We start from the raw sequence: 17,361 nt of genomic DNA, 5'->3' as shown, positions 1-17,361 counted from the left end.
TCAACGGCCCGCCAGCGCGGGCTCGGCCTGCGCGAAGCACGCGATCAGCCGTTCCGTCAGCACCCGTATTTTCCTTGAGGGATGCTGGCCTGGCGGACGCACGACATAGACGCCGGCTGGCGGCGGCGGATAGTTCGTCATCACCGGCACCAGCGCGCCCGAGGCCACATGGTCGTTGGTCAGTCCATCGGGTGCCCACGCGATGCCCAGGCCCGCGACCGCCGCCGTGACCAGCGCCGTGCCGTTGTCGGCCTTGAAGCGTCCCTGCGGACGGATGGTCTGGATCTTGCCGCCATCCAGGTATTGCCATGCTTCCGTACCCTGCATCAGCGCCTGATGGCCCGCGAGCTCTTCCGGTGTCTGCGGCGCGCCATGCGCCGCGATGTAGTCCGGGCTGGCCACGAACTTCCCGTATAGCGGTCCCACGCGCCTGGCCAGCAGGTTGGAGTCCGGCAGGTAGCCGATCCGTATCGCGCAGTCGTATCCCTCCGCGATCAGATCGACGAAGCGGTCCGTGTACGAGGTATCGAGGTGCAATTGCGGATGGCGCCGGGCCATGTCCGCGAGCACGGCGGCCAGATGGGTCGGTCCGAACGACAACGGCGCGGCGATCCGCAGGCGTCCGCACAGCTCTCCGGCGGGCATGACCGCGTCCCTGGCCGAGTCGATCTCGGCGCATGCCCGGGCCGCATGGTCCCGGAAGGTGGCTCCGGCTTCGGTCAGCGCCGCGCCGCGGGTGGTGCGCGCCAGCAGTTGAACGCCCAGTTCCGATTCCAGCCGCAACAGCCGGCGGCTGACGATGGACTTGGCCACGCCCAGCCGGCGCGCGGCGGGCGACACCCCGCCGGCGTCGGCCACTTCCACGAAGGTGCGCAGTGCTTCGATGTCCACTTTGGCGTTCCTGTTCTGGCGACACAGTGTCGCTTTGGGAGCCAGTATCGTAGCTCGAATCGCGATGCCAGAATCCTGTCAGGCAGCGCCGCAGCGGCGCGGGTCTCCTGGAAACCTCATTCACAAGGATGTATTCATGGCATTTCGCAACGGCCTCGATTCGCTTCTACGCCCCGAAGACTCGGTCCTCGTCCTGATCGATCATCAGCCTTACCAACTCGCGAACCTGAACAGCCACGAACCGCAGATGGTGGTCAACAACGCCACGGGCCTGGCGAAGGCCGCCCGCGCGTTCGGGGTGCCCACCATCCTGACCAGCGTGATCGCCGAGCGCGGCGGCCTCATCTTCCCGCAGATCACCGACGTGTTTCCCGACCAGAAGGTGATCGACCGCACGTTCATCAACACCTGGGAGGACCGCGTGGTGGTCGACGCGGTCAAGGCAACCGGCCGCAAGCAATTGATCATCGCCGGCCTGTGGACCGAAGTGTGCGTGGCGATGCCCACCATCCAGGCCCTGGGCGAGGGCTGGGACGTGACGGTGGTGACCGATGCGTCCGGCGGCGTGTCGGTCGAGTCCCACCAGGTGGCCATCCAACGCATGATCGCGGCCGGCGCGAACATGATGACCTGGCTGGCGGTGGCGTCCGAATGGCAGCGTGACTGGGCCCGCACCGAGCACGCGGCTGCACTGACCGAGGTCATCGTGCAGCATGCGGGCGGCAGCGGCATCGCGTTCCTGTGGGAGCAGCAACTGCTCAACACGCCGGTGCCGCGTACCGCGGGTTGATCACTCCAGGGTGATCTTCGCGTCCTTCACCACCTTCTGCCACTTGGCGAGTTCGCCGCGGCGGAAGGTGTCCAGTTCGGCGGGCGTGGAACCGATGGTCTCGGCGCCGATGCCCGCCAGCGTACGCGCCACCTCGGGTTCCTTCAGCACTTGCGCCAGCGCCTTCGACACCTGGTCGACGATGGCGGCGGGCGTGCCGGCCGGGGCGAAGACAGCGTTCCATTCGTAGCTTTCATAGCCTGGGACGCCGGATTCGGCGATGGTGGGCAGGTCGGGCACGGCCGGCGAGCGCGTCGTGCCGCCCACGGCGACCGCACGCAGTTTGCCGTTCTTGATGTGCGGCCAGGACGAGCCCAGGCTGGCGAACATCACCGGCACCTGGCCCGCCATCACGTCCACCATGGCGGGGCCACCGCCCTTGTAGGCCACGTGCACCAGCTGCGTGCCGGCCAGCAGGTTGAACAGTTCGCCGGCCAGGTGCTGCGCCGAGCCGGGGCCGGCCGACGCGAAGTACACGTGCTGGCTCTTGTCCTTGCCCAGGCGAACCAGGTCGGCCACCGACTTCACGCCATAGGAGGGCGTGACCACCAGCACGTTGGGCACGCGCAGCAGCAGCGACACGGGGGCGAAGTCGGCCAGAGTGTCGAACTGCATCCTGGCGTGCAGCGCCGGATTCTGCGCGTGATTGGAGGCGTCCAGCATCAGGGTGTAGCCGTCGGGCTTGGCCTTGGCGGCATAGGCGCCGCCGATCATGCCGCCGGCGCCGCCGCGGTTCTCGATCACCACGGGCTGGCCCAGCTTGTCGGCCAGCTTGGGCCCGATCAGGCGCGCCACCACGTCCACGGTGCCGCCGGGAGGGTAGGTCACCACCATGGTGATGGGGCGCTCGGGCCAGGCCGCCGCCGCGGTGCCGGCCGCCGCCAGCGACAGCAGCGCCGCCGCGCCGGCAAACGCCAGGCGGCTCAGGGTGGGCAGGGTCTTCATGCGTCTTCTCCTTGGAATTGGAATAGGGAAAGCGGGGTGGTGGACAGCACGCCACGCCGGTCGGCGGGGTCGTCCAGCCAGGCGTCCAGCCAAGCCAGGCTGGAGGCATGATCCGCGCGGTCGCGGTGTTCGGTGTGAGGCCAGTCGCTGCCCCACATCAGGCGGTCGGCGCCATAGGCCGCCAGCAGCAGGCGCGCGGCCTCGCGGCTGGTGGTCAGGCTGTCGGCGTCCGGCCAATTGCGGTAGGGCGCCGACAGCTTTACCCACACCCGGCCCGTGCCGGCATGGGCCAGCAGGTGGCGCAGGTCGTCCAGGCGGTCGGGGCGGCCGAAGTGGTCGACCACCACGCGGCAGTCCTGTTCCAGCAGTGCGGGCAGCAGGGCTGGCAGGCGGGCCGCCTGCGCATGCACTTCCACGTGCCAGCCCAGCGCGTTGGCGCGCGCCAGCAGGGTGCGCCAGGCGGGCTGGGCGAAATCGGGATCGGGCAGGCCCATCAGGTTCAGGCGCATGCCCACCACGCCGGCCTGCGCCAGTGCGCGCAATTGATCCTCGCTGAATTGCGTATCGACCACGGCCACGCCGCGCAGACGGCCCGCCGCCTGCTCCAGCGCACGCACCATGTAGCCGTTGTCGGTGCCCAGGAAGCTGGGCTGCACCAGCACGCCGTGACGCAGGCCATTGGCGTCCAGCAGCGCCAGGTACTGGTCCAGGGTGGCGTCGTAGTCGGGCGCGTAGCGGCGCTGCCGCGCCAGCGGCAGGCCGTGTTCGAACACATGCGCGTGGGTATCGACCGCGGTGGGCGGGCGTGTGCCGGTTGCCTGGGGCAAGACTGTCTCCGTATTGGGCACGGCATGGCGCCGTGGTTATGGGCGGCATTCTAGGAAGCCTTTCCATATCGTTCTATATTTATTGCCTGATTTATTCATATCGGTTCAATATGGAAACCCGGCATCTGCGGCATTTTCTGGCGGTGGTGGATCATGGCAGCGTCAGCCGCGCGGCGGCCTGGCTGGGCATGGCACAGCCCGCGCTCAGTCAGTCATTGGTACGCATGGAAAAGGAACTGGGCGTTGCCCTGTTCGCGCGTTCGCGGCGCGGCGCGCAGCCCACGGCGGCGGCGCTGGCCATACTGGAAGACGTGCGGGTCAGCGTGGCGCGCATCGACGCCGCTGCGCGCCACGCGCGGCTGATCGCGCAGGGCAGCGCCGGCCAGCTTACGGTGGGATTGGTGTCTTCCGCGCTGTTCGAGATGCTGCCGCGCGCGCTGCGGGCGTTGCGCAAGCAGGCGCCGGGCGTGAAGGTCGTGCTGCGGGAAATGAGCAACGCCGAGCAGGCCGAGGCGTTGCAGGCGGGCGAGATCGACATCGGACTGATGCATACGCCCGTGGCCGTGGGCGGGCGCATGCGCGAGCGGCTGCTGCTGCGCGACCGGCTGGTGGCGGCGATTCCCGATGAGTTCGAGACCGGCCCGGACGGCAAGGTATCGCTGGGGCAGATCGCCCGCGCGGGACTGGTGCTCTATCCGCAGAATCAGTTGCCGGTGCTGTACGCGGGCATCCTGGACGCCATGCGAAAGGCTGGCCTGGAGACGCAGGTGGCGCAGGAGGCCAACCGCACGTTGACGGTGCTGGCCTGCGTGGCCGGCGGTTGCGGCGTGGCGCTGCTGCCCAGTTGGATCCGCGCGCTGGATTTCCGCGGCGTGAGGTTCTGCGAGGTGCGCGACGGGCAGGGGTTGCCCGGTTTCGACCTGAGTGCGATCTGGCCGGCGCGGTCGGTGCCGACGCTGGCGGACATGTTCGCGGGGTTGGATCTGGGGCCGCTGGGCGCGGTGGGCGATTAGGCAGTGGGCGGCCGTGTCATGCAGGACGGGCCATACAAGGCGGTGCGCCAGCGGCCCGTGACCGGGCCGCGGCCTTGTGTCTATTTACCCATCGGGTCGCGGAACTGCGAGCAGCGGATCTGCACCAGCTTGCGGTCCTGCAGGCGCACGGCGCTGAGGGCGCCGCCCCAGATGCAGCCCGAATCCAGGCAGATGACGTCGTCGCGCATCAGCAGGCCCAGGGTGGACCAGTGGCCGAACACCACGGTGACGTCGCGCGTGGCGCGCTTGGGCACGTCGAACCAGGGAATCAGGCCGTTGGGCCAGGCGCCGGGCGCGACCTTGGTGGCGAATTCCATGTGGCCCTGCTGCGTGCACAGCCGGATGCGGGTCAGCGCGTTGATGATGACGCGCAGGCGCTTGCCGCCGGTGTGATATTCCTTCCAGGCCACGGGCTCGTTGCCGTACATCTTCTGCAGCGACTTCTGCCAGTTGTCGCCGCGCAGGGCTTCCTGCACTTCGGCGGCCAGCGACAGGGTCTTGGCCACGTCCCACTTGGCCAGTACGCCGGCATGCACCAGCAGGTGGTCGTGTTCGAAGTGGGCCAGGGGGCGAAAACGCAGCCAGTCGATCAGCTCATCGGCGTCGGGCGCGTTCAGGATCTCGTCCAGCGTGTCCGACTTGGACGGCTTGCGCACGCCCGCCGCCGCGGCCAGCAGGTGCAGGTCGTGGTTGCCCAGCACCGCGACGCTGCGGTCTTCCAGCGACTTGATGCGGCGCAGGGAGGCCAGCGACTGCGGGCCGCGATTGATCAGGTCGCCGGCAAACCAGAACCGGGCGTCGGGATCTTCCGCCAGGTCCGGGTGCGCCAGCAGTTCGTCCATCGGCTCGCAGCATCCCTGCACGTCGCCAATCATCCAGATGCTGCCTTTCATGCGGGCACTCTTCTCCACGGCCAGCGGCGTTCGACCAGTCGGCCCACCACATGCCGGTATTCCATCAAGGTAAGGGAGCCGAAGGCCAGCAACAGGGCGGCCACGTTCGGACCCAGCGCCGTCAGCCAGGGCGGCCAGCGGCTGAGCATGCCGACGTTGAGCGCCAACTGGTTGAGCATGAAGAAGCCCACGCCCAGCAGGATGCCGATGAACACCTTGGCGCCCACGCCGCCGCGCCGGGTCTGCATGAAGCTGATCGGAGCGGCGATAGTGATCATGACCAGCAGCGTGAACGGATAGACCGCCTTGCGCCACAGCGCGACGATCTGCCGGTCGGCCTGCAACTGGTTGTTGTGCAGGTAATCGATGTAGTCCAGCAGGGTGACGATGGACATGCGCTCGGGCGTCAGCACGCGCGCCAGCAGCCGTTCGGGGCTGAGGGTAGTGTCCAGCGTCAGTTCGGGCAGCTTGGTGACCCGCGCGGGCGGCTGCTCGGGCGGGCGGGCGTTGGCCAGGGCTTCGGGCGCCTTGGGGTCGATGCGCGTCTGCACGACGTTGGTCAGTGTCAGGCTGCCGTTGCCCAGCGTGCCGGAGGCGGCCTGCCAGGTGGCGGTGAGTTCGAGGTCTTTCTTGAATTCGTACAGCATCACATCGCCGACCTGGCCGTTGGCCATCAGCTTCTGGATGTTGATGATGCGGGTGCCGCCCTCGCGGGTGGGTTCCTTGAACCAGTAGCCGCTGGCCAGCCGGCCGCCGCCGGCCTTGCCGCGCAGCATCAGGTTGGCTTCGCCGGTCCGGATTTCGGCTTCGGGGGTGACGAATTCGGACAGCAGCAGCGCGCCCACCATCACCGGCACGGTAATCAGCCACAGCGTGCCCAGCAGGCGCATGCCGCTGACGCCGGAGACGCGCAGGATGACCAGCTCGTTGCGCTGCGCCAGGCCCGCCAGCGCCAGGATGGAGCCGATCAGCAGCCCGATGGGCAGCAGGTCGTACAGGCGCGTGGGCAATGCCAGGCCCTGCATGTAGAACAGGGCAAGCATGGTGAAGGTCTTGCCGACGTTGTCCAGATCGTCGACCAGCGCGAAGAACGTGAACAGTCCCAGCAGGGCCAGCAGGACCACTGCGCAGGAACGATAGATCTCGCGTGCCAGATAGCGGCGGGCGGTACGCATTGGGGGGATCGAACAGGATGGGACGTCTAAACGTGAAGCTTAACAAATCTGCGCGCCGCGGCGGCCACAGGGCGACCCCTCGTCAGGGGATTTCCGCCTGCCGCATGCGCGCGGCAATGGTGGAGGCTCGGGAATTCAGGTAGCCGGTGCTGCGATGTTTGTCGTAATAACGGGGATTGGGCAGCATCGCCGCCAATTTCGCGGCCTGGTAGGCACCCAGCCCGTTCGCGCCGGTGTTGTAGTAATGCTGCGCCGCCGCCTGGGCGCCGAACACGCCCGTGCCCCATTCGGCCACGTTCAGGTACAGCTCGAGGATGCGCTGCTTCGGCATGACGTGCTCGATCATGTACGTCAGCACCAGTTCCTGGCCCTTGCGCAGATAGGTCCGCGAGCCGGACAGGAACAGGTTCTTGGCCAGTTGCTGCGTGATGGTCGAGCCGCCGCGGCGCCTGGCACGCCCCAGTTCTTCCTGGCGCTGGTTGTATTCGTAGGCCTTGCGGATGGCTTCCCATTCGACGCCGTCGTGCTCGACGAAATTGGCGTCTTCCGAGGCGACCACCGCGCGCTTGAGGGATTCGCTGATCCTGTCGTAGGGCACCCATTCGTATTTCAGCTTGAAATCGGGGTCGCTCTCGCGCAGCCGTGACAGTTCCCCGCGCATCACCGCGCTGCTGCCGGGAGGCTGGTAGGCATACCAGACCACCATGCAGAACAGCCACAGTTGGTACAGGAGCAGCAGCGAGAGGATCGCCATGACGGCCATCGTCGCCATGCGCCATCCGGACCTGCGCCGCGCGGGACGGCTGCTGCGTGCCATGGCTTCAGGCCTCTGCCAGCAGCGCGGCGCGCAGCGTGACCAGTACCGGGGATGGGTCCGGACGCACGCCGTGCCAGATGTGGAAGCTTTCGGCCGCCTGGCCGACCAGCATGCCCAGGCCATCGGCGCGGCGCGCGGCGCCGTCGGCCTCGGCCTGCCGCATGAACGGGGTGGGGCGCGAGCCGTACACCATGTCGTAGGCCATGGCGTCGGCGGCGTACAGGCCGCCGGGCAGTTGCGGCGCGGCGTCCTGCAGGCCGCTGGCGGTGGCATTGATGACCACGTTCCAGCCGCCGGGCGCGGCGGCCTCGTCCAGGCCGCCCGCGCTGACGCGCGTGGGGCCGGGCAGGGCGGCGGCGGCCCAGGCCCGCGCCAGTTCGGCGGCCTTGGCGGCGGTGCGGTTCACGATGTGGATGCGCGCGCAGCCGGCTTCGGCCAGTGGTTGCAGCACGCCCCGCGCGGCGCCGCCCGCGCCGACCAGCAGCACGCGGGCGTCACGCAGCACGACGCCCAGCCGGACCAGGTCGCTGACCAGGCCCACGCCGTCGGTGTTGTCGCCATGCCAGGCGCCGTCCGCGAGCCAGAGCGTATTGACCGCGCCGGCCAGCCGCGCGCGGGTCGACAGGCGATCGCCGGCCAGCGCCCAGGCTTCCTGCTTGAACGGCACGGTGACGTTCAGCCCCAGGCCGGCGGCCTCGCGAAAGGCCTGCACGGTGGGGGCGAAGCCATCCAGCGGCGCCAGCAGGCGCTCGTACTGCAGCGGCCGGCCGGTCTGCGTCGAGAACATCGCATGGATCTGCGGCGACCGGCTGTGGGCGATGGGATTGCCGATCACGGCATAGCGGGGCAGGCTCGGCAGGCTCGGCGGGCTCATGGTGCGGCGGTCTCCAGCGTGTCGTTGACGAAATGCCAGGTGCGGGTGATGACCAGTTCGTCGGTATCGCGCGCCAATTCGGGGGGGAAGGGGGCAAAGGGCGCAGCCATTTGTACGATGCGGCGCGCCGCCTGGTTCAGCACGGCGTGCGGCGAGGGCTGGTCGATGTCGAAGCCGGCCAGGCTGCCATCGGCACGCACCGTCACCGTGATGCGCAGCGTGCCGTAGATCCTGCCGCGCGCGTCCTCGGGATAGTGCTGGGTGCCGACCGACTCGATGCGGCGGCTCCAGCCGTCGAGATAGGCGGCGTAGCGCGACTGAGCCGCCGACGGCGCCACATAGGCGCGGCGTGGCCGGGAGTTGTATTCCTGGATGCGTTCGGACAGCGCGGCAATGCGGGCGTTCTGGATGACGCCGGGCTGCTGCGCGGTGTCGTCACCGGGCTCGTCGGCGTCAGGCCAGGGGTGCACGGCCTGGCGCTCCGCGCCGGTGCGTTCCGGCGATTCCAGTTGGGTCAGCAGCCGGCTCTGCTCGGCCTCCAACTGCAACTGGCGCTGGCGCATGGCTTGCAGCACGATGGTCTGGGCCGATTCGCCGGTGCGCGGCAGCGGGGACTGGGCAATGCCGCGCTCGGCCTCGCCGCCGCCGTCGATCTGCTGCTGGGCCAGCGCCTGGGCATGCACGGGGGCGGTTTCGGTCCTGGCGTTGACCAGCACCACTTCGAGCGACTGGGCGGGCGGGCGCGCGGAGGCGCCAGGCCCGAAATGCCAGGCCAGCACGCCGGCATGCACCAGCAGCGAGATCGCCACGCCGACCAGCAGGTAGTGCCGGGCCGGGGCGCTCAGCCAGTGCCGGACGCGGCCGGAAGAGGAAGGGGGGGCGGACAATTGCACCTGGGCATTTTAGGGCTAGATTATTTCCCTCGGGCCCGGACCCCCGAAATGGAAAGGGCGGCCGCATGGGCCGCCCCTTCAAAGCCGTGCCGCGGCGCTCAGGCGGCCGCGGGACCCACGTACCGGCAATCCAGTTCCAGCGCCAGTTCGTCGCGGCCCAGGATGTCGATCTCCACCGCCGTGCCGCGCTCCAGTTCGGGCATGCCGCCCACCTTGGTGACCAGCGGCGCATTGGCCAGGCGCACCAGGTCGTCGCGCAGCACGTGCGCCGTCACGCGGGTCAGGCCCTGCTGCTTGATCCAGCGCAGGCACCAGTAGCGTTCCATCGAACCCTGGAACTCGGCCCAGGCGGCGTACTGGGCGTCGAAGGCGCCGATGATGGCGAACAGGTCGGCATCGCGCGGCTTGAAGGGCGCCACCAGGCGCGCCGACACGCCGTTGTCCACGGCCGAGATCAGTTGCCACTGGTTGACCAGGTCGACGTAGCGGCGCAGCGGCGAGGTGCACCAGGCGTACTGAGGCACGCCGATGGCCTCGTGCGGCAGGGCCTGGGTGCTCATGCGGACGCGGCCGGCCTGCTGCGAGCGGTAAATGCCCGGCACGCCGTGCTGGTTCAGCAGGCCGCCCCACAGGTTGTTGGCCAGGATCATGTACTCGGCCACCATGCGGTCCAGCGGCGCGTTGCGCTGGCGCGGCACCAGCCGCACCGGGGTGTCCGGATCGTCGGGGTTGCCGTCCAGATAGAAGCTGTACTCGACGCGCGAGTGGTTCTCGGGCTTGCCGCGCGCCTCGTCGCGCTTGGCCGACAGGGCCTGGGCCATGCGCCACAGCGGCCGCAGCCAGTGCGCGTAGGGCAGTTCGGCCTGCGGGTCGTCCAGCGCGGCTTCGGTGACCTGCGTGTCCAACTGATTGTGGCGCAGGTTCTCGCGCACCACGATGCGCTCCAGGCGCGTTTCGGATTCGAAGATCTCACCGGTGGCGGGGTCGGCCGTCACGTACAGCGACAGCGCGGGCACCGCGCGGCCCGCGTCCAGCGAGAACGCCTGGATCACGTTGTCGGGCTGCATCGGGATCTTGTCGCCGGGCATGTATACGGTGGACAGGCGCGCCCGCGCCAACTTGTCGAGCTCGCTGTCGCGGGTGACGGACAGGCCGGGCGCGGCCACGTGCACGCCCACGCGCACACGGCCTTCGGGCAGTTCGGTCACGGACAGCGCGTCGTCGATCTCGGTCGTGGTGACGTCGTCCACGGAATAGATCTCGGCCTCGGACAGCGGCAGTTCACGCTCGATGGCGGGCACTTCCATGTCGGGAAAGCCCGTGCCGCGGGGGAAGTGCACCGCCAGGAAGCGGCGCTTGAGCAGTGCCAGGGCATGGGGCCAGGCGCCCAGTTCCAGCAGCAGGCGGTCCGGCGTCTTGTGCAGGCGGGCGCAGGCGGCGTCCAGCGCCTTCCAGGCCTGCGTGTTCTTGTCGGGGCGCACCAGCAGCGACTCGGCGGCCTGGGCGATGACCTCGGGCAGCTTGCCCGCGGCCATTTCATCGACCCATTGCTGTTGCTGCTCGGCCTGCAGACGCTTTTTCTCGAGCGCCGCCAGCGCGGCCGCCAGAATGTCGGGCGGGGCCGGACGATAGCGGCCGGTGCCGCGCCGGTGGAAATACGCTGGCGCGCTGTGCAGGCGCATCAGCAGCGCGGCGTGCTCGACCGGGGTGGGGGCATGGCCGAAATAATCGGTGCCCAGCGCCGGGGCATCGAATTCTTCCTGCGGCGCGCATTCCCAGAGGAACTGCAGGTCGATGTCCTCGGCCGCGGCCGTGGCCTGCTCCATCAGCGCCGAGGGCGCCGGGGCGGCGAAGGTGAACAGCGTGCTGTTGCGCTTGATCTTGCTGCGCTTGCCGGACTCGGCCTCTACCTGGAGGGTGGAATCCGCCTCGGACATGATGTTGGCCGCCTTGAAGCTGCCGTCATCTTCATAAAACACGTACATATTTGCGATCGATCCATCTGGCGCCGTCAGGCGCGCCGCCGGCAGGCTGTGCAGCCAGCCGGAAACGGCAGGTTCTCAGTTTGAGGTGGAGGCGCCCAGCGCGAAATCCAGCACTTCGGGCTGCCACTGCGCAAAATCGGACAGGCCGTGGTCGCTGCCCTGGATGATGCGCTGCCGGCAACCGGCAAAGCGGTCGCGCATTTCGCGCCAGTCGAGCACTTCGTCGCCGGTGGCGGCCACGAGGAAATAACGCTCGAGGTGGCTGAGGACGGGAACCTCCATGTCCGCCAGTTCCTGCACGTACTGGGGCAGGAACACGAACGGCGCGTCCGAATGATACATGCGATGCTCGCCCACCTGCGTGGCCAGGTCGCGCGCCGCGTGCACCGCCGGGTTCAGCAGCACCGCCCGGCAATCGAGGCGCTCGGCCAGCCAGGTGGCGTAGTAGCCGCCCAGCGACGAGCCCACCACCGTCAGGTGACGGGAACTGGCCAGGCCCTGCAATTGCCGGCGGGCGATGTCCAGGATCAGATCGCCGGCCTCGCGCGGGCTGGCCGGCAGTTGCGGGCAGGCCCAGGCGTGGGCCAGGCCGCGTGCCGCCATCGCCTGTTCCATCAGGCGCGCCTTGAACGAAGCGGGCGCCGAACGGAATCCGTGCAGGTACAGGATGGCGTGGGCGTTCATGGCGGGGGCGCTCATCGGGCCAGGGCGTGCAGCAGCTTGCCGTGCACGCCGCCGAAGCCGCCGTTGCTCATCACGACCACATGGTCGCCGGGCCGGGCCGCGGACGATACGGCCGCCACCAGGGCGTCCAGGTCGTCGAAGCTGCTGGCGCGTTGGCCCAGCGGGGCCAGCACCATGCCCGGGTCCCAGCCCAGCGCCTGCTTGCCCTGCTTGGCGCCGAAGCAGTACACGAGGTCGGCCTGCTGCAGCGCGCCGGGCAGGCGTTCGGCCATGGTGCCCAGCTTCATGGTGTTCGAGCGCGGCTCCAGTACCGCCAGGATGCGCGCCTGGCCCACCTGGCGGCGCAGGCCGTCCAGCGTGGTGGCGATGGCGGTGGGGTGATGCGCGAAATCGTCGTACACCTTCACGCCGTTGACCGTGCCGCGCAGTTCCATGCGGCGCTTCACGCCGCCGAAGCGTGACAGCGCCGCGATGCCGTCGGCGGCGGGCACGCCGGCATGCTCGGCGGCGGCCAGCGCCGCCAGGGCATTCATGCGGTTGTGTTCGCCGCCCAGCGTCCAGCGTACCGTGCCGATGTCCTGGCCATCGCGCAGCACGGCGAAGGCGCCGTCCGCGTCGGCCGGACCGGCCCGCCAGGCGCCATCCGTACCGAAGCTGACCGTTTCCGACCAGCATCCGCGCGCCAGCACGCGGTCCAGCGCTTCGTTGCCGGCGGGCGCGACGATGCGGCCGCTGGCGGGAATGGTGCGCACCAGGTGATGGAACTGCGTTTCGATGGCCGCCAGATCCGGGAAGATGTCCGCGTGATCGTATTCCAGGTTGTTCAGGATGGCGGTGCGCGGTCGGTAGTGCACGAACTTCGAGCGCTTGTCGAAGAAGGCCGTGTCGTACTCGTCGGCTTCGATGACGAAGGTGTCCACCTGGGGATCGAAGCGCGCCGATACCTGCAGATCGGGCGCGATGCCGCCGATCAGGAAGTTGGGGCGGCGGCCGTTGGCCTCGAGGATCCACGCCAGCATCGAGCTGGTGGTGGTCTTGCCGTGCGTGCCCGCGACGGCCAGCACGTGCTGGCCCGGCAAGACGTGGTCGCCCAGCCATTGCGGGCCCGACACGTAGCGTGCGCCGCTGTCCAGGATGGCTTCCATCAGCGGATTGCCGCGGCTGACGACGTTGCCGATCACGAACAGGTCGGGCGCCAGCGCCAGTTGATCGGCGCCGAAGCCCTCGATCAGTTCGATGCCCTGTTCGGACAGCTGGGTGCTCATGGGGGGATAGACGCCGGCGTCGCAGCCGGTGACCTTGTGGCCGGCCGCGCGCGCGATCAGCGCCAGCCCGCCCATGAACGTGCCGCAAATACCAAGAATGTGCAGATGCATGGGAGATCTCCTGGCGGCATTGTAGAGGGTGCCGCGTTCCCCCGCGGAGCGCTTGCGGTTATGATTCGGCCCATGAATCGCCGTCTCTTCCTGCATGCGGGCGCCGCCGCGGCCATGGCCGCCGCCTATGCGCACCGGGTGCATGCCGCCCCGGAACCCGCCGTCTCGCCCGATGCGGTCAAGGCCCTGTCCGGCATGGCCTTGCCGGATCTCGACGGCCGTACGCACAAGCTGTCCGACTGGCGCGGCCGCCCGATGGTGGTCAATTTCTGGGCAACCTGGTGCGCGCCCTGCGTAAAAGAGATGCCCGAACTCGAGGCCATGCAGAAAAGCCACCCCAAGGTGCAGTTCATCGGCATCGGCGTGGATAACGCGGACAACATCCGCAAATTCCTGGCCAAGGTGCCGGTTTCGTATCCGCTGGTGGTCATGGGCGCCAATGCCATCGATACGTTGCGCAAGTTGGGCAACCCGGCCGGCGGCCTGCCGTTTACGCTCGTTTTCAATGCAGATGGCACCGTAAACCGCAAAATCCTGGGCCAGATCGACGCAGCCGACCTGGCGCACACCGTGGCCAGCCTGGCCGGTTGATGACAGGCAGCTTGCAAAAATACGGCGATTTGGCGTAAAAAGTCGCTTTATCTATACTTTTTGCCGACGTTCATAGCAAATCCATGGCGCGACGCATTCTCGTATTGCACGGCCCCAACCTGAACCTGCTCGGCACGCGCGAACCCGGTATCTACGGCAGCCGCACGCTGGCGCAGATCGATGCCGGCTTGGCTGACGTGGCTGCGGAACTGAACGTGACGCTGGCGTCCTGGCAAAGCAACCACGAGGGCGCGCTGGTCGATCGCATCCAGGCCGCGGGCACGGACGGCACGGATTTCATCATCATCAATGCCGGTGCCTACACGCATACCAGTGTGGCCATCCGTGATGCGCTGGCTGGCGTGGCGATCCCGTTCGTTGAAGTACATTTGTCCAACCTGTTCAAGCGCGAGCCCTTCCGTCACCACTCGTACCTGTCCGACATCGCCGTCGGACTGATCAGCGGCCTCGGGCCCGATGGCTACGAAGCCGCGCTGCGCTACGCGGTCCGCCACTGACCCGCGACGCTTTTTTTCCAATTTTCAGCACATGGCGCAGACCCGCACCGGGGGCGCCGCCAACAAATTAATCGGGAAGCAGCTTCATTATGGACCTCCGAAAACTCAAGACCCTGATCGACCTGGTGGCGGAATCGGGCATTGCCGAGCTCGAGATCACCGAAGGCGAGGGCAAGGTTCGCATCGTCAAGTTCTCGCAGACCCTGCAGCCCGTGGCCTACCACGCGCCTGAAGCCGTCGCGGCGGCTCCGGCCGCCGGCGCCGCACCGGCCGCCGCACCCGCTGCCCCCGCCGCGCCGGCTGCCATCCAGGGCCACGTCGTCAAGGCGCCGATGGTCGGCACGTTCTATCGCTCGCCCAATCCGGGCGCCGCCCCGTTCATCGACGTGGGCCAGTCGGTCAAGGAAGGCGATCCGCTGTGCATCATCGAAGCGATGAAGCTGCTCAACGAGATCGAGGCCGACAAGGCCGGTGTCATCAAGGAAATCCTGGTCGAGAACGGCGAACCGGTCGAATACGGCCAGCCGCTGTTCGTCATCGGCTAGATGAATCCCCCCTACGCGCTTTGCGCGCCCCCGGGGGGCGACGTTGGTGGACCGGCGAAGCCGGATCCGCGGCGTTCGCGACCGAGTGGTGCCAATCATGTGTCGTAGGTCGTGCCAAGCACGGTGGAGCAACTGATATATGTTCGAAAAAATCCTGATCGCCAATCGCGGCGAGATCGCCTTGCGCATTCAGCGCGCCTGCCGCGAGCTGGGCATCAAGACCGTGGTCGTGCACTCCGAGGCCGACCGCGACGCCAAGTACGTGCGCCTGGCCGATGAGTCCGTGTGTATCGGACCCGCGCCGTCGCGCGAGAGCTACCTCAACATGCCGGCCATCATCTCGGCCGCCGAGGTGACCGACTCCGAGGCGATCCACCCGGGTTATGGCTTCCTGTCCGAAAACGCCGACTTCGCCGACCGCGTCGAGAAAAGCGGCTTCGTCTTCATCGGTCCGCGTCCCGAGACCATCCGCCTGATGGGCGACAAGGTCAGCGCCAAGCACGCCATGATCGAAGCCGGCGTGCCGGTGGTGCCGGGCTCGGCGGGCGCGCTGCCCGACGACCCGCAGGAGATCCTGCGCGTGGCGCGCGAGGTGGGTTACCCGGTCATCATCAAGGCGGCGGGCGGCGGTGGTGGCCGCGGCATGCGCGTGGTGTACACCGAGGCCGCCCTGCTGAACGCCGTCAACATGACGCGCTCCGAGGCGGGCGCCGCGTTCAACAACCCCGAGGTGTATCTCGAGAAGTTCCTCGAGAACCCGCGCCACGTCGAGATCCAGGTGCTGGCCGACGGCGGCCGCAACGCCGTCTGGCTGGGCGAGCGCGACTGCTCCATGCAGCGCCGCCACCAGAAGGTCATCGAGGAAGCGCCGGCGCCCGGCATCACGCGCCGCCTGATCGAGCGCATCGGCGAGCGTTGCGCCGACGCCTGCCGCAAGATGGGCTACCGCGGCGCGGGCACGTTCGAGTTCCTGTACGAGAACGGCGAGTTCTACTTCATCGAGATGAACACGCGTATCCAGGTCGAGCATCCGGTGACCGAACTGATCACCGGCGTCGATCTGGTCCAGCAGCAGATCCTGATCGCCGCTGGCGAGAAGTTCGCGCTGCGCCAACGCGACATCGTGTTCAAGGGCCACGCCATCGAGTGCCGCATCAACGCGGAGGATCCGTTCCGCTTCGTGCCCAGCCCCGGCCGCATCACCAACTGGCATACGCCGGGCGGCCCGGGCGTGCGTATCGATTCGCACGCGTTCAACGGCTACTTCGTGCCGCCCAACTACGACTCGATGATCGCCAAGGTCATCACGTACGGCGACACCCGCGAACAGGCCCTGGCGCGCATGCGCACGGCCCTGTCCGAAATGGTGGTCGAAGGCATCTCGACCAACATCCCGCTGCACCGCGAGTTGATGCAGGACGCCCGCTTCATCGAAGGCGGCACCAGCATCCACTATCTGGAAAACAAGCTGGCCCAGCGTCCCTGACGCGGGCGGGCCGGGCCACCCCGCAAGGGTGGCCCGGCTGCTTTCACCGAATCACAAACAGGCTTCCACCATGCGTGAACTCGTGCTCCACTGCCTGGAGGCGCAGGCCGAGGCGCTGTCCGATGCCTTGCTCGAGGCAGGCGCGCTGTCGGTCTCTGTCGAGGACGCCGACTTCGGCACTGCTGAAGAACGGCCGCTGTTCGGCGAGCCCGGCACCGAACCCGATGTGCAGGCCTGGGACCGCAACCGGGTCGTGGCCCTCCTGCCCGACGGCGCCGATCCCGCCCAGATGCTGGAAGAGGCTTTGGCCGGAGCCGGCCTGGGCGCCGACGCGGCCCGGGACTGGTCGCTGCGCGATGTGCCTGACGCCGACTGGGTGCGCCTGACGCAATCGCAGTTCGCGCCGATCCAGATCGCCGAGCGTCTCTGGATCGTACCCAGTTGGCACCGCGACGACCCCGCCGTCACCGCCCACGAGGCGGGTGGCGAGGACGCCATCCACATCGAACTCGATCCGGGCCTGGCGTTCGGCACCGGCAGCCATCCCACCACGCATCTGTGCCTGGCCTGGCTGGAAGCCGAGCTGCCCGCGGGCGCGCCGGTGCTGGATTACGGCTGCGGCTCGGGCATCCTGGCGATCGCCGCGCGCAAGCTCGGTTCCGGTCCGGTCACGGCCGTGGACATCGATCCGCAGGCCGTGCAATCTTCCGCGGACAACGCCCGGATCAATGGCGTCGAACTGGATGCCATGCTGCCCGACGGTCTGCAGGACGGCACGTTCCAGGTCGTCGTGGCCAACATCCTGTCCAACCCGCTGAAGGTGCTGGCGCCCATGCTGGCCGCGCGCGTCGCGCCGGGCGGCGACCTGGTGCTGTCCGGCGTGCTCGAACGGCAGGCCGAGGAAGTGGCCGCGGCCTACGCGCCCTGGCTGAAGATGTCCGTCTGGCGCGAGCGCGACGGCTGGGTGTGCCTGCACGGCCGCCGCGACTGAGCTTTTT

Annotated in this window: 18 protein-coding genes; 7 read left to right on the top strand and 11 right to left on the bottom strand. The window is 68.4% G+C overall.

All coding sequences use genetic code 11. The annotated features are described in order from the left end of the window. Nucleotides 1-891 carry a LysR family transcriptional regulator gene (locus A7W11_RS19400; RefSeq protein ID WP_066417438.1) on the bottom strand — a complete coding sequence of 297 codons (891 nt, stop codon included), beginning with the start codon at nt 889-891 and terminating at the stop codon, nt 1-3. A 136-nt stretch (nt 892-1,027) separates the two neighbouring features. Between A7W11_RS19400 and A7W11_RS19395 the strand changes: the two genes are divergently transcribed. Continuing rightward, a complete protein-coding gene (locus A7W11_RS19395) occupies nt 1,028-1,681 on the top strand; it encodes a hydrolase (protein WP_066417435.1) in 654 nt (217 codons plus the stop codon). Here A7W11_RS19395 and A7W11_RS19390 read toward each other — a convergent pair whose 3' ends face one another. Together A7W11_RS19390 and A7W11_RS19385 are read right to left on the bottom strand one after the other, a co-directional pair. Further along, nucleotides 1,682-2,665 carry a tripartite tricarboxylate transporter substrate binding protein gene (locus A7W11_RS19390; protein ID WP_066417433.1) on the bottom strand — a complete coding sequence of 328 codons (984 nt, stop codon included), beginning with the start codon at nt 2,663-2,665 and terminating at the stop codon, nt 1,682-1,684. Beyond that, nucleotides 2,662-3,492: an amidohydrolase family protein gene (locus tag A7W11_RS19385; protein ID WP_066417430.1), complete on the bottom strand. Its 831-nt coding sequence runs from the start codon at nt 3,490-3,492 to the stop codon at nt 2,662-2,664. The genes A7W11_RS19390 and A7W11_RS19385 overlap by 4 nt, the downstream gene beginning before the upstream one ends. Before the next feature lie 110 nt (nt 3,493-3,602). Between A7W11_RS19385 and A7W11_RS19380 the strand changes: the two genes are divergently transcribed. Next, a complete protein-coding gene (locus A7W11_RS19380; protein WP_066417428.1) occupies nt 3,603-4,505 on the top strand; it encodes a LysR family transcriptional regulator in 903 nt (300 codons plus the stop codon). Nucleotides 4,506-4,585: 80 nt separating this feature from the next. Here the strand turns inward: A7W11_RS19380 and A7W11_RS19375 are convergent, their stop codons facing one another. From A7W11_RS19375 to mpl, 8 genes are all read right to left on the bottom strand, one after another. Next, complete coding sequence (locus tag A7W11_RS19375) at nt 4,586-5,419, bottom strand: symmetrical bis(5'-nucleosyl)-tetraphosphatase (protein ID WP_066417426.1); 834 nt, start codon at nt 5,417-5,419, stop codon at nt 4,586-4,588. Further along, nucleotides 5,416-6,594 (bottom strand): LPS export ABC transporter permease LptG, encoded by a 1,179-nt coding sequence (gene lptG / locus A7W11_RS19370; protein ID WP_066417422.1) that lies wholly within the window; start codon nt 6,592-6,594, stop codon nt 5,416-5,418. The genes A7W11_RS19375 and lptG overlap by 4 nt, the downstream gene beginning before the upstream one ends. A gap of 82 nt (nt 6,595-6,676) precedes the next feature. Then, nucleotides 6,677-7,411, bottom strand: a complete 735-nt coding sequence (gene mtgA, locus A7W11_RS19365; RefSeq protein WP_066417419.1) for a monofunctional biosynthetic peptidoglycan transglycosylase — start codon at nt 7,409-7,411, stop codon at nt 6,677-6,679. Nucleotides 7,412-7,415: 4 nt separating this feature from the next. Continuing rightward, a complete protein-coding gene (gene aroE, locus A7W11_RS19360) occupies nt 7,416-8,285 on the bottom strand; it encodes a shikimate dehydrogenase (RefSeq protein WP_066417416.1) in 870 nt (289 codons plus the stop codon). After that, nucleotides 8,282-9,178 (bottom strand): energy transducer TonB family protein, encoded by an 897-nt coding sequence (locus A7W11_RS19355; RefSeq protein ID WP_066417412.1) that lies wholly within the window; start codon nt 9,176-9,178, stop codon nt 8,282-8,284. The genes aroE and A7W11_RS19355 overlap by 4 nt, the downstream gene beginning before the upstream one ends. Nucleotides 9,179-9,276: 98 nt before the next feature. Next, nucleotides 9,277-11,163: a ribonuclease catalytic domain-containing protein gene (locus tag A7W11_RS19350; protein ID WP_066417410.1), complete on the bottom strand. Its 1,887-nt coding sequence runs from the start codon at nt 11,161-11,163 to the stop codon at nt 9,277-9,279. A 75-nt stretch (nt 11,164-11,238) separates the two neighbouring features. After that, nucleotides 11,239-11,847 carry a YqiA/YcfP family alpha/beta fold hydrolase gene (locus tag A7W11_RS19345; protein ID WP_156523167.1) on the bottom strand — a complete coding sequence of 203 codons (609 nt, stop codon included), beginning with the start codon at nt 11,845-11,847 and terminating at the stop codon, nt 11,239-11,241. Between the two features lie 11 nt (nt 11,848-11,858). After that, on the bottom strand, nt 11,859-13,223 hold the full coding sequence (gene mpl / locus A7W11_RS19340; protein WP_066417403.1) for a UDP-N-acetylmuramate:L-alanyl-gamma-D-glutamyl-meso-diaminopimelate ligase: 1,365 nt from the start codon (nt 13,221-13,223) through the stop codon (nt 11,859-11,861). A gap of 72 nt (nt 13,224-13,295) precedes the next feature. Between mpl and A7W11_RS19335 the strand changes: the two genes are divergently transcribed. The 5 genes from A7W11_RS19335 (at nt 13,296) to prmA (ending at nt 17,354) form a co-directional block, all read left to right on the top strand. Continuing rightward, complete coding sequence (locus A7W11_RS19335) at nt 13,296-13,814, top strand: TlpA family protein disulfide reductase (protein ID WP_066417398.1); 519 nt, start codon at nt 13,296-13,298, stop codon at nt 13,812-13,814. Between the two features lie 83 nt (nt 13,815-13,897). Next, nucleotides 13,898-14,332: a type II 3-dehydroquinate dehydratase gene (aroQ, locus tag A7W11_RS19330; RefSeq protein ID WP_066131562.1), complete on the top strand. Its 435-nt coding sequence runs from the start codon at nt 13,898-13,900 to the stop codon at nt 14,330-14,332. Nucleotides 14,333-14,421: 89 nt separating this feature from the next. Next, nucleotides 14,422-14,877 (top strand): acetyl-CoA carboxylase biotin carboxyl carrier protein, encoded by a 456-nt coding sequence (accB, locus tag A7W11_RS19325; RefSeq protein WP_066417393.1) that lies wholly within the window; start codon nt 14,422-14,424, stop codon nt 14,875-14,877. Between the two features lie 139 nt (nt 14,878-15,016). Next, on the top strand, nt 15,017-16,363 hold the full coding sequence (gene accC / locus A7W11_RS19320; protein ID WP_066417390.1) for an acetyl-CoA carboxylase biotin carboxylase subunit: 1,347 nt from the start codon (nt 15,017-15,019) through the stop codon (nt 16,361-16,363). Between the two features lie 70 nt (nt 16,364-16,433). Further along, nucleotides 16,434-17,354 (top strand): 50S ribosomal protein L11 methyltransferase, encoded by a 921-nt coding sequence (prmA, locus tag A7W11_RS19315; RefSeq protein ID WP_066417385.1) that lies wholly within the window; start codon nt 16,434-16,436, stop codon nt 17,352-17,354. The last annotated feature ends 7 nt before the right edge of the window (nt 17,355-17,361 follow it).

Origin of the sequence: Bordetella ansorpii (assembly GCF_900078315.1) — a bacterium.
Taxonomy (GTDB): Bacteria; Pseudomonadota; Gammaproteobacteria; order Burkholderiales; family Burkholderiaceae_B; genus Bordetella; species Bordetella ansorpii.
The sequence above is the reverse complement of the archived record's forward strand: the minus strand, read 5'-3'. Positions and strand labels throughout refer to the sequence as shown.

Coding starts and splice junctions, on each gene's coding strand:
- A7W11_RS19395 (WP_066417435.1), top strand. CDS start 1,028: ATGGCATTTCGCAACGGCCTCGATTCGCTTCTACGCCCCGAAGACTCG.
- A7W11_RS19390 (WP_066417433.1), bottom strand. CDS start 2,665: ATGAAGACCCTGCCCACCCTGAGCCGCCTGGCGTTTGCCGGCGCGGCG.
- A7W11_RS19380 (WP_066417428.1), top strand. CDS start 3,603: ATGGAAACCCGGCATCTGCGGCATTTTCTGGCGGTGGTGGATCATGGC.
- A7W11_RS19375 (WP_066417426.1), bottom strand. CDS start 5,419: ATGAAAGGCAGCATCTGGATGATTGGCGACGTGCAGGGATGCTGCGAG.
- lptG (WP_066417422.1), bottom strand. CDS start 6,594: ATGCGTACCGCCCGCCGCTATCTGGCACGCGAGATCTATCGTTCCTGC.
- mtgA (WP_066417419.1), bottom strand. CDS start 7,411: ATGGCACGCAGCAGCCGTCCCGCGCGGCGCAGGTCCGGATGGCGCATG.
- aroE (WP_066417416.1), bottom strand. CDS start 8,285: ATGAGCCCGCCGAGCCTGCCGAGCCTGCCCCGCTATGCCGTGATCGGC.
- A7W11_RS19350 (WP_066417410.1), bottom strand. CDS start 11,163: ATGTACGTGTTTTATGAAGATGACGGCAGCTTCAAGGCGGCCAACATC.
- A7W11_RS19345 (WP_156523167.1), bottom strand. CDS start 11,847: ATGAACGCCCACGCCATCCTGTACCTGCACGGATTCCGTTCGGCGCCC.
- mpl (WP_066417403.1), bottom strand. CDS start 13,223: ATGCATCTGCACATTCTTGGTATTTGCGGCACGTTCATGGGCGGGCTG.
- A7W11_RS19335 (WP_066417398.1), top strand. CDS start 13,296: ATGAATCGCCGTCTCTTCCTGCATGCGGGCGCCGCCGCGGCCATGGCC.
- aroQ (WP_066131562.1), top strand. CDS start 13,898: ATGGCGCGACGCATTCTCGTATTGCACGGCCCCAACCTGAACCTGCTC.
- accB (WP_066417393.1), top strand. CDS start 14,422: ATGGACCTCCGAAAACTCAAGACCCTGATCGACCTGGTGGCGGAATCG.
- accC (WP_066417390.1), top strand. CDS start 15,017: ATGTTCGAAAAAATCCTGATCGCCAATCGCGGCGAGATCGCCTTGCGC.
- prmA (WP_066417385.1), top strand. CDS start 16,434: ATGCGTGAACTCGTGCTCCACTGCCTGGAGGCGCAGGCCGAGGCGCTG.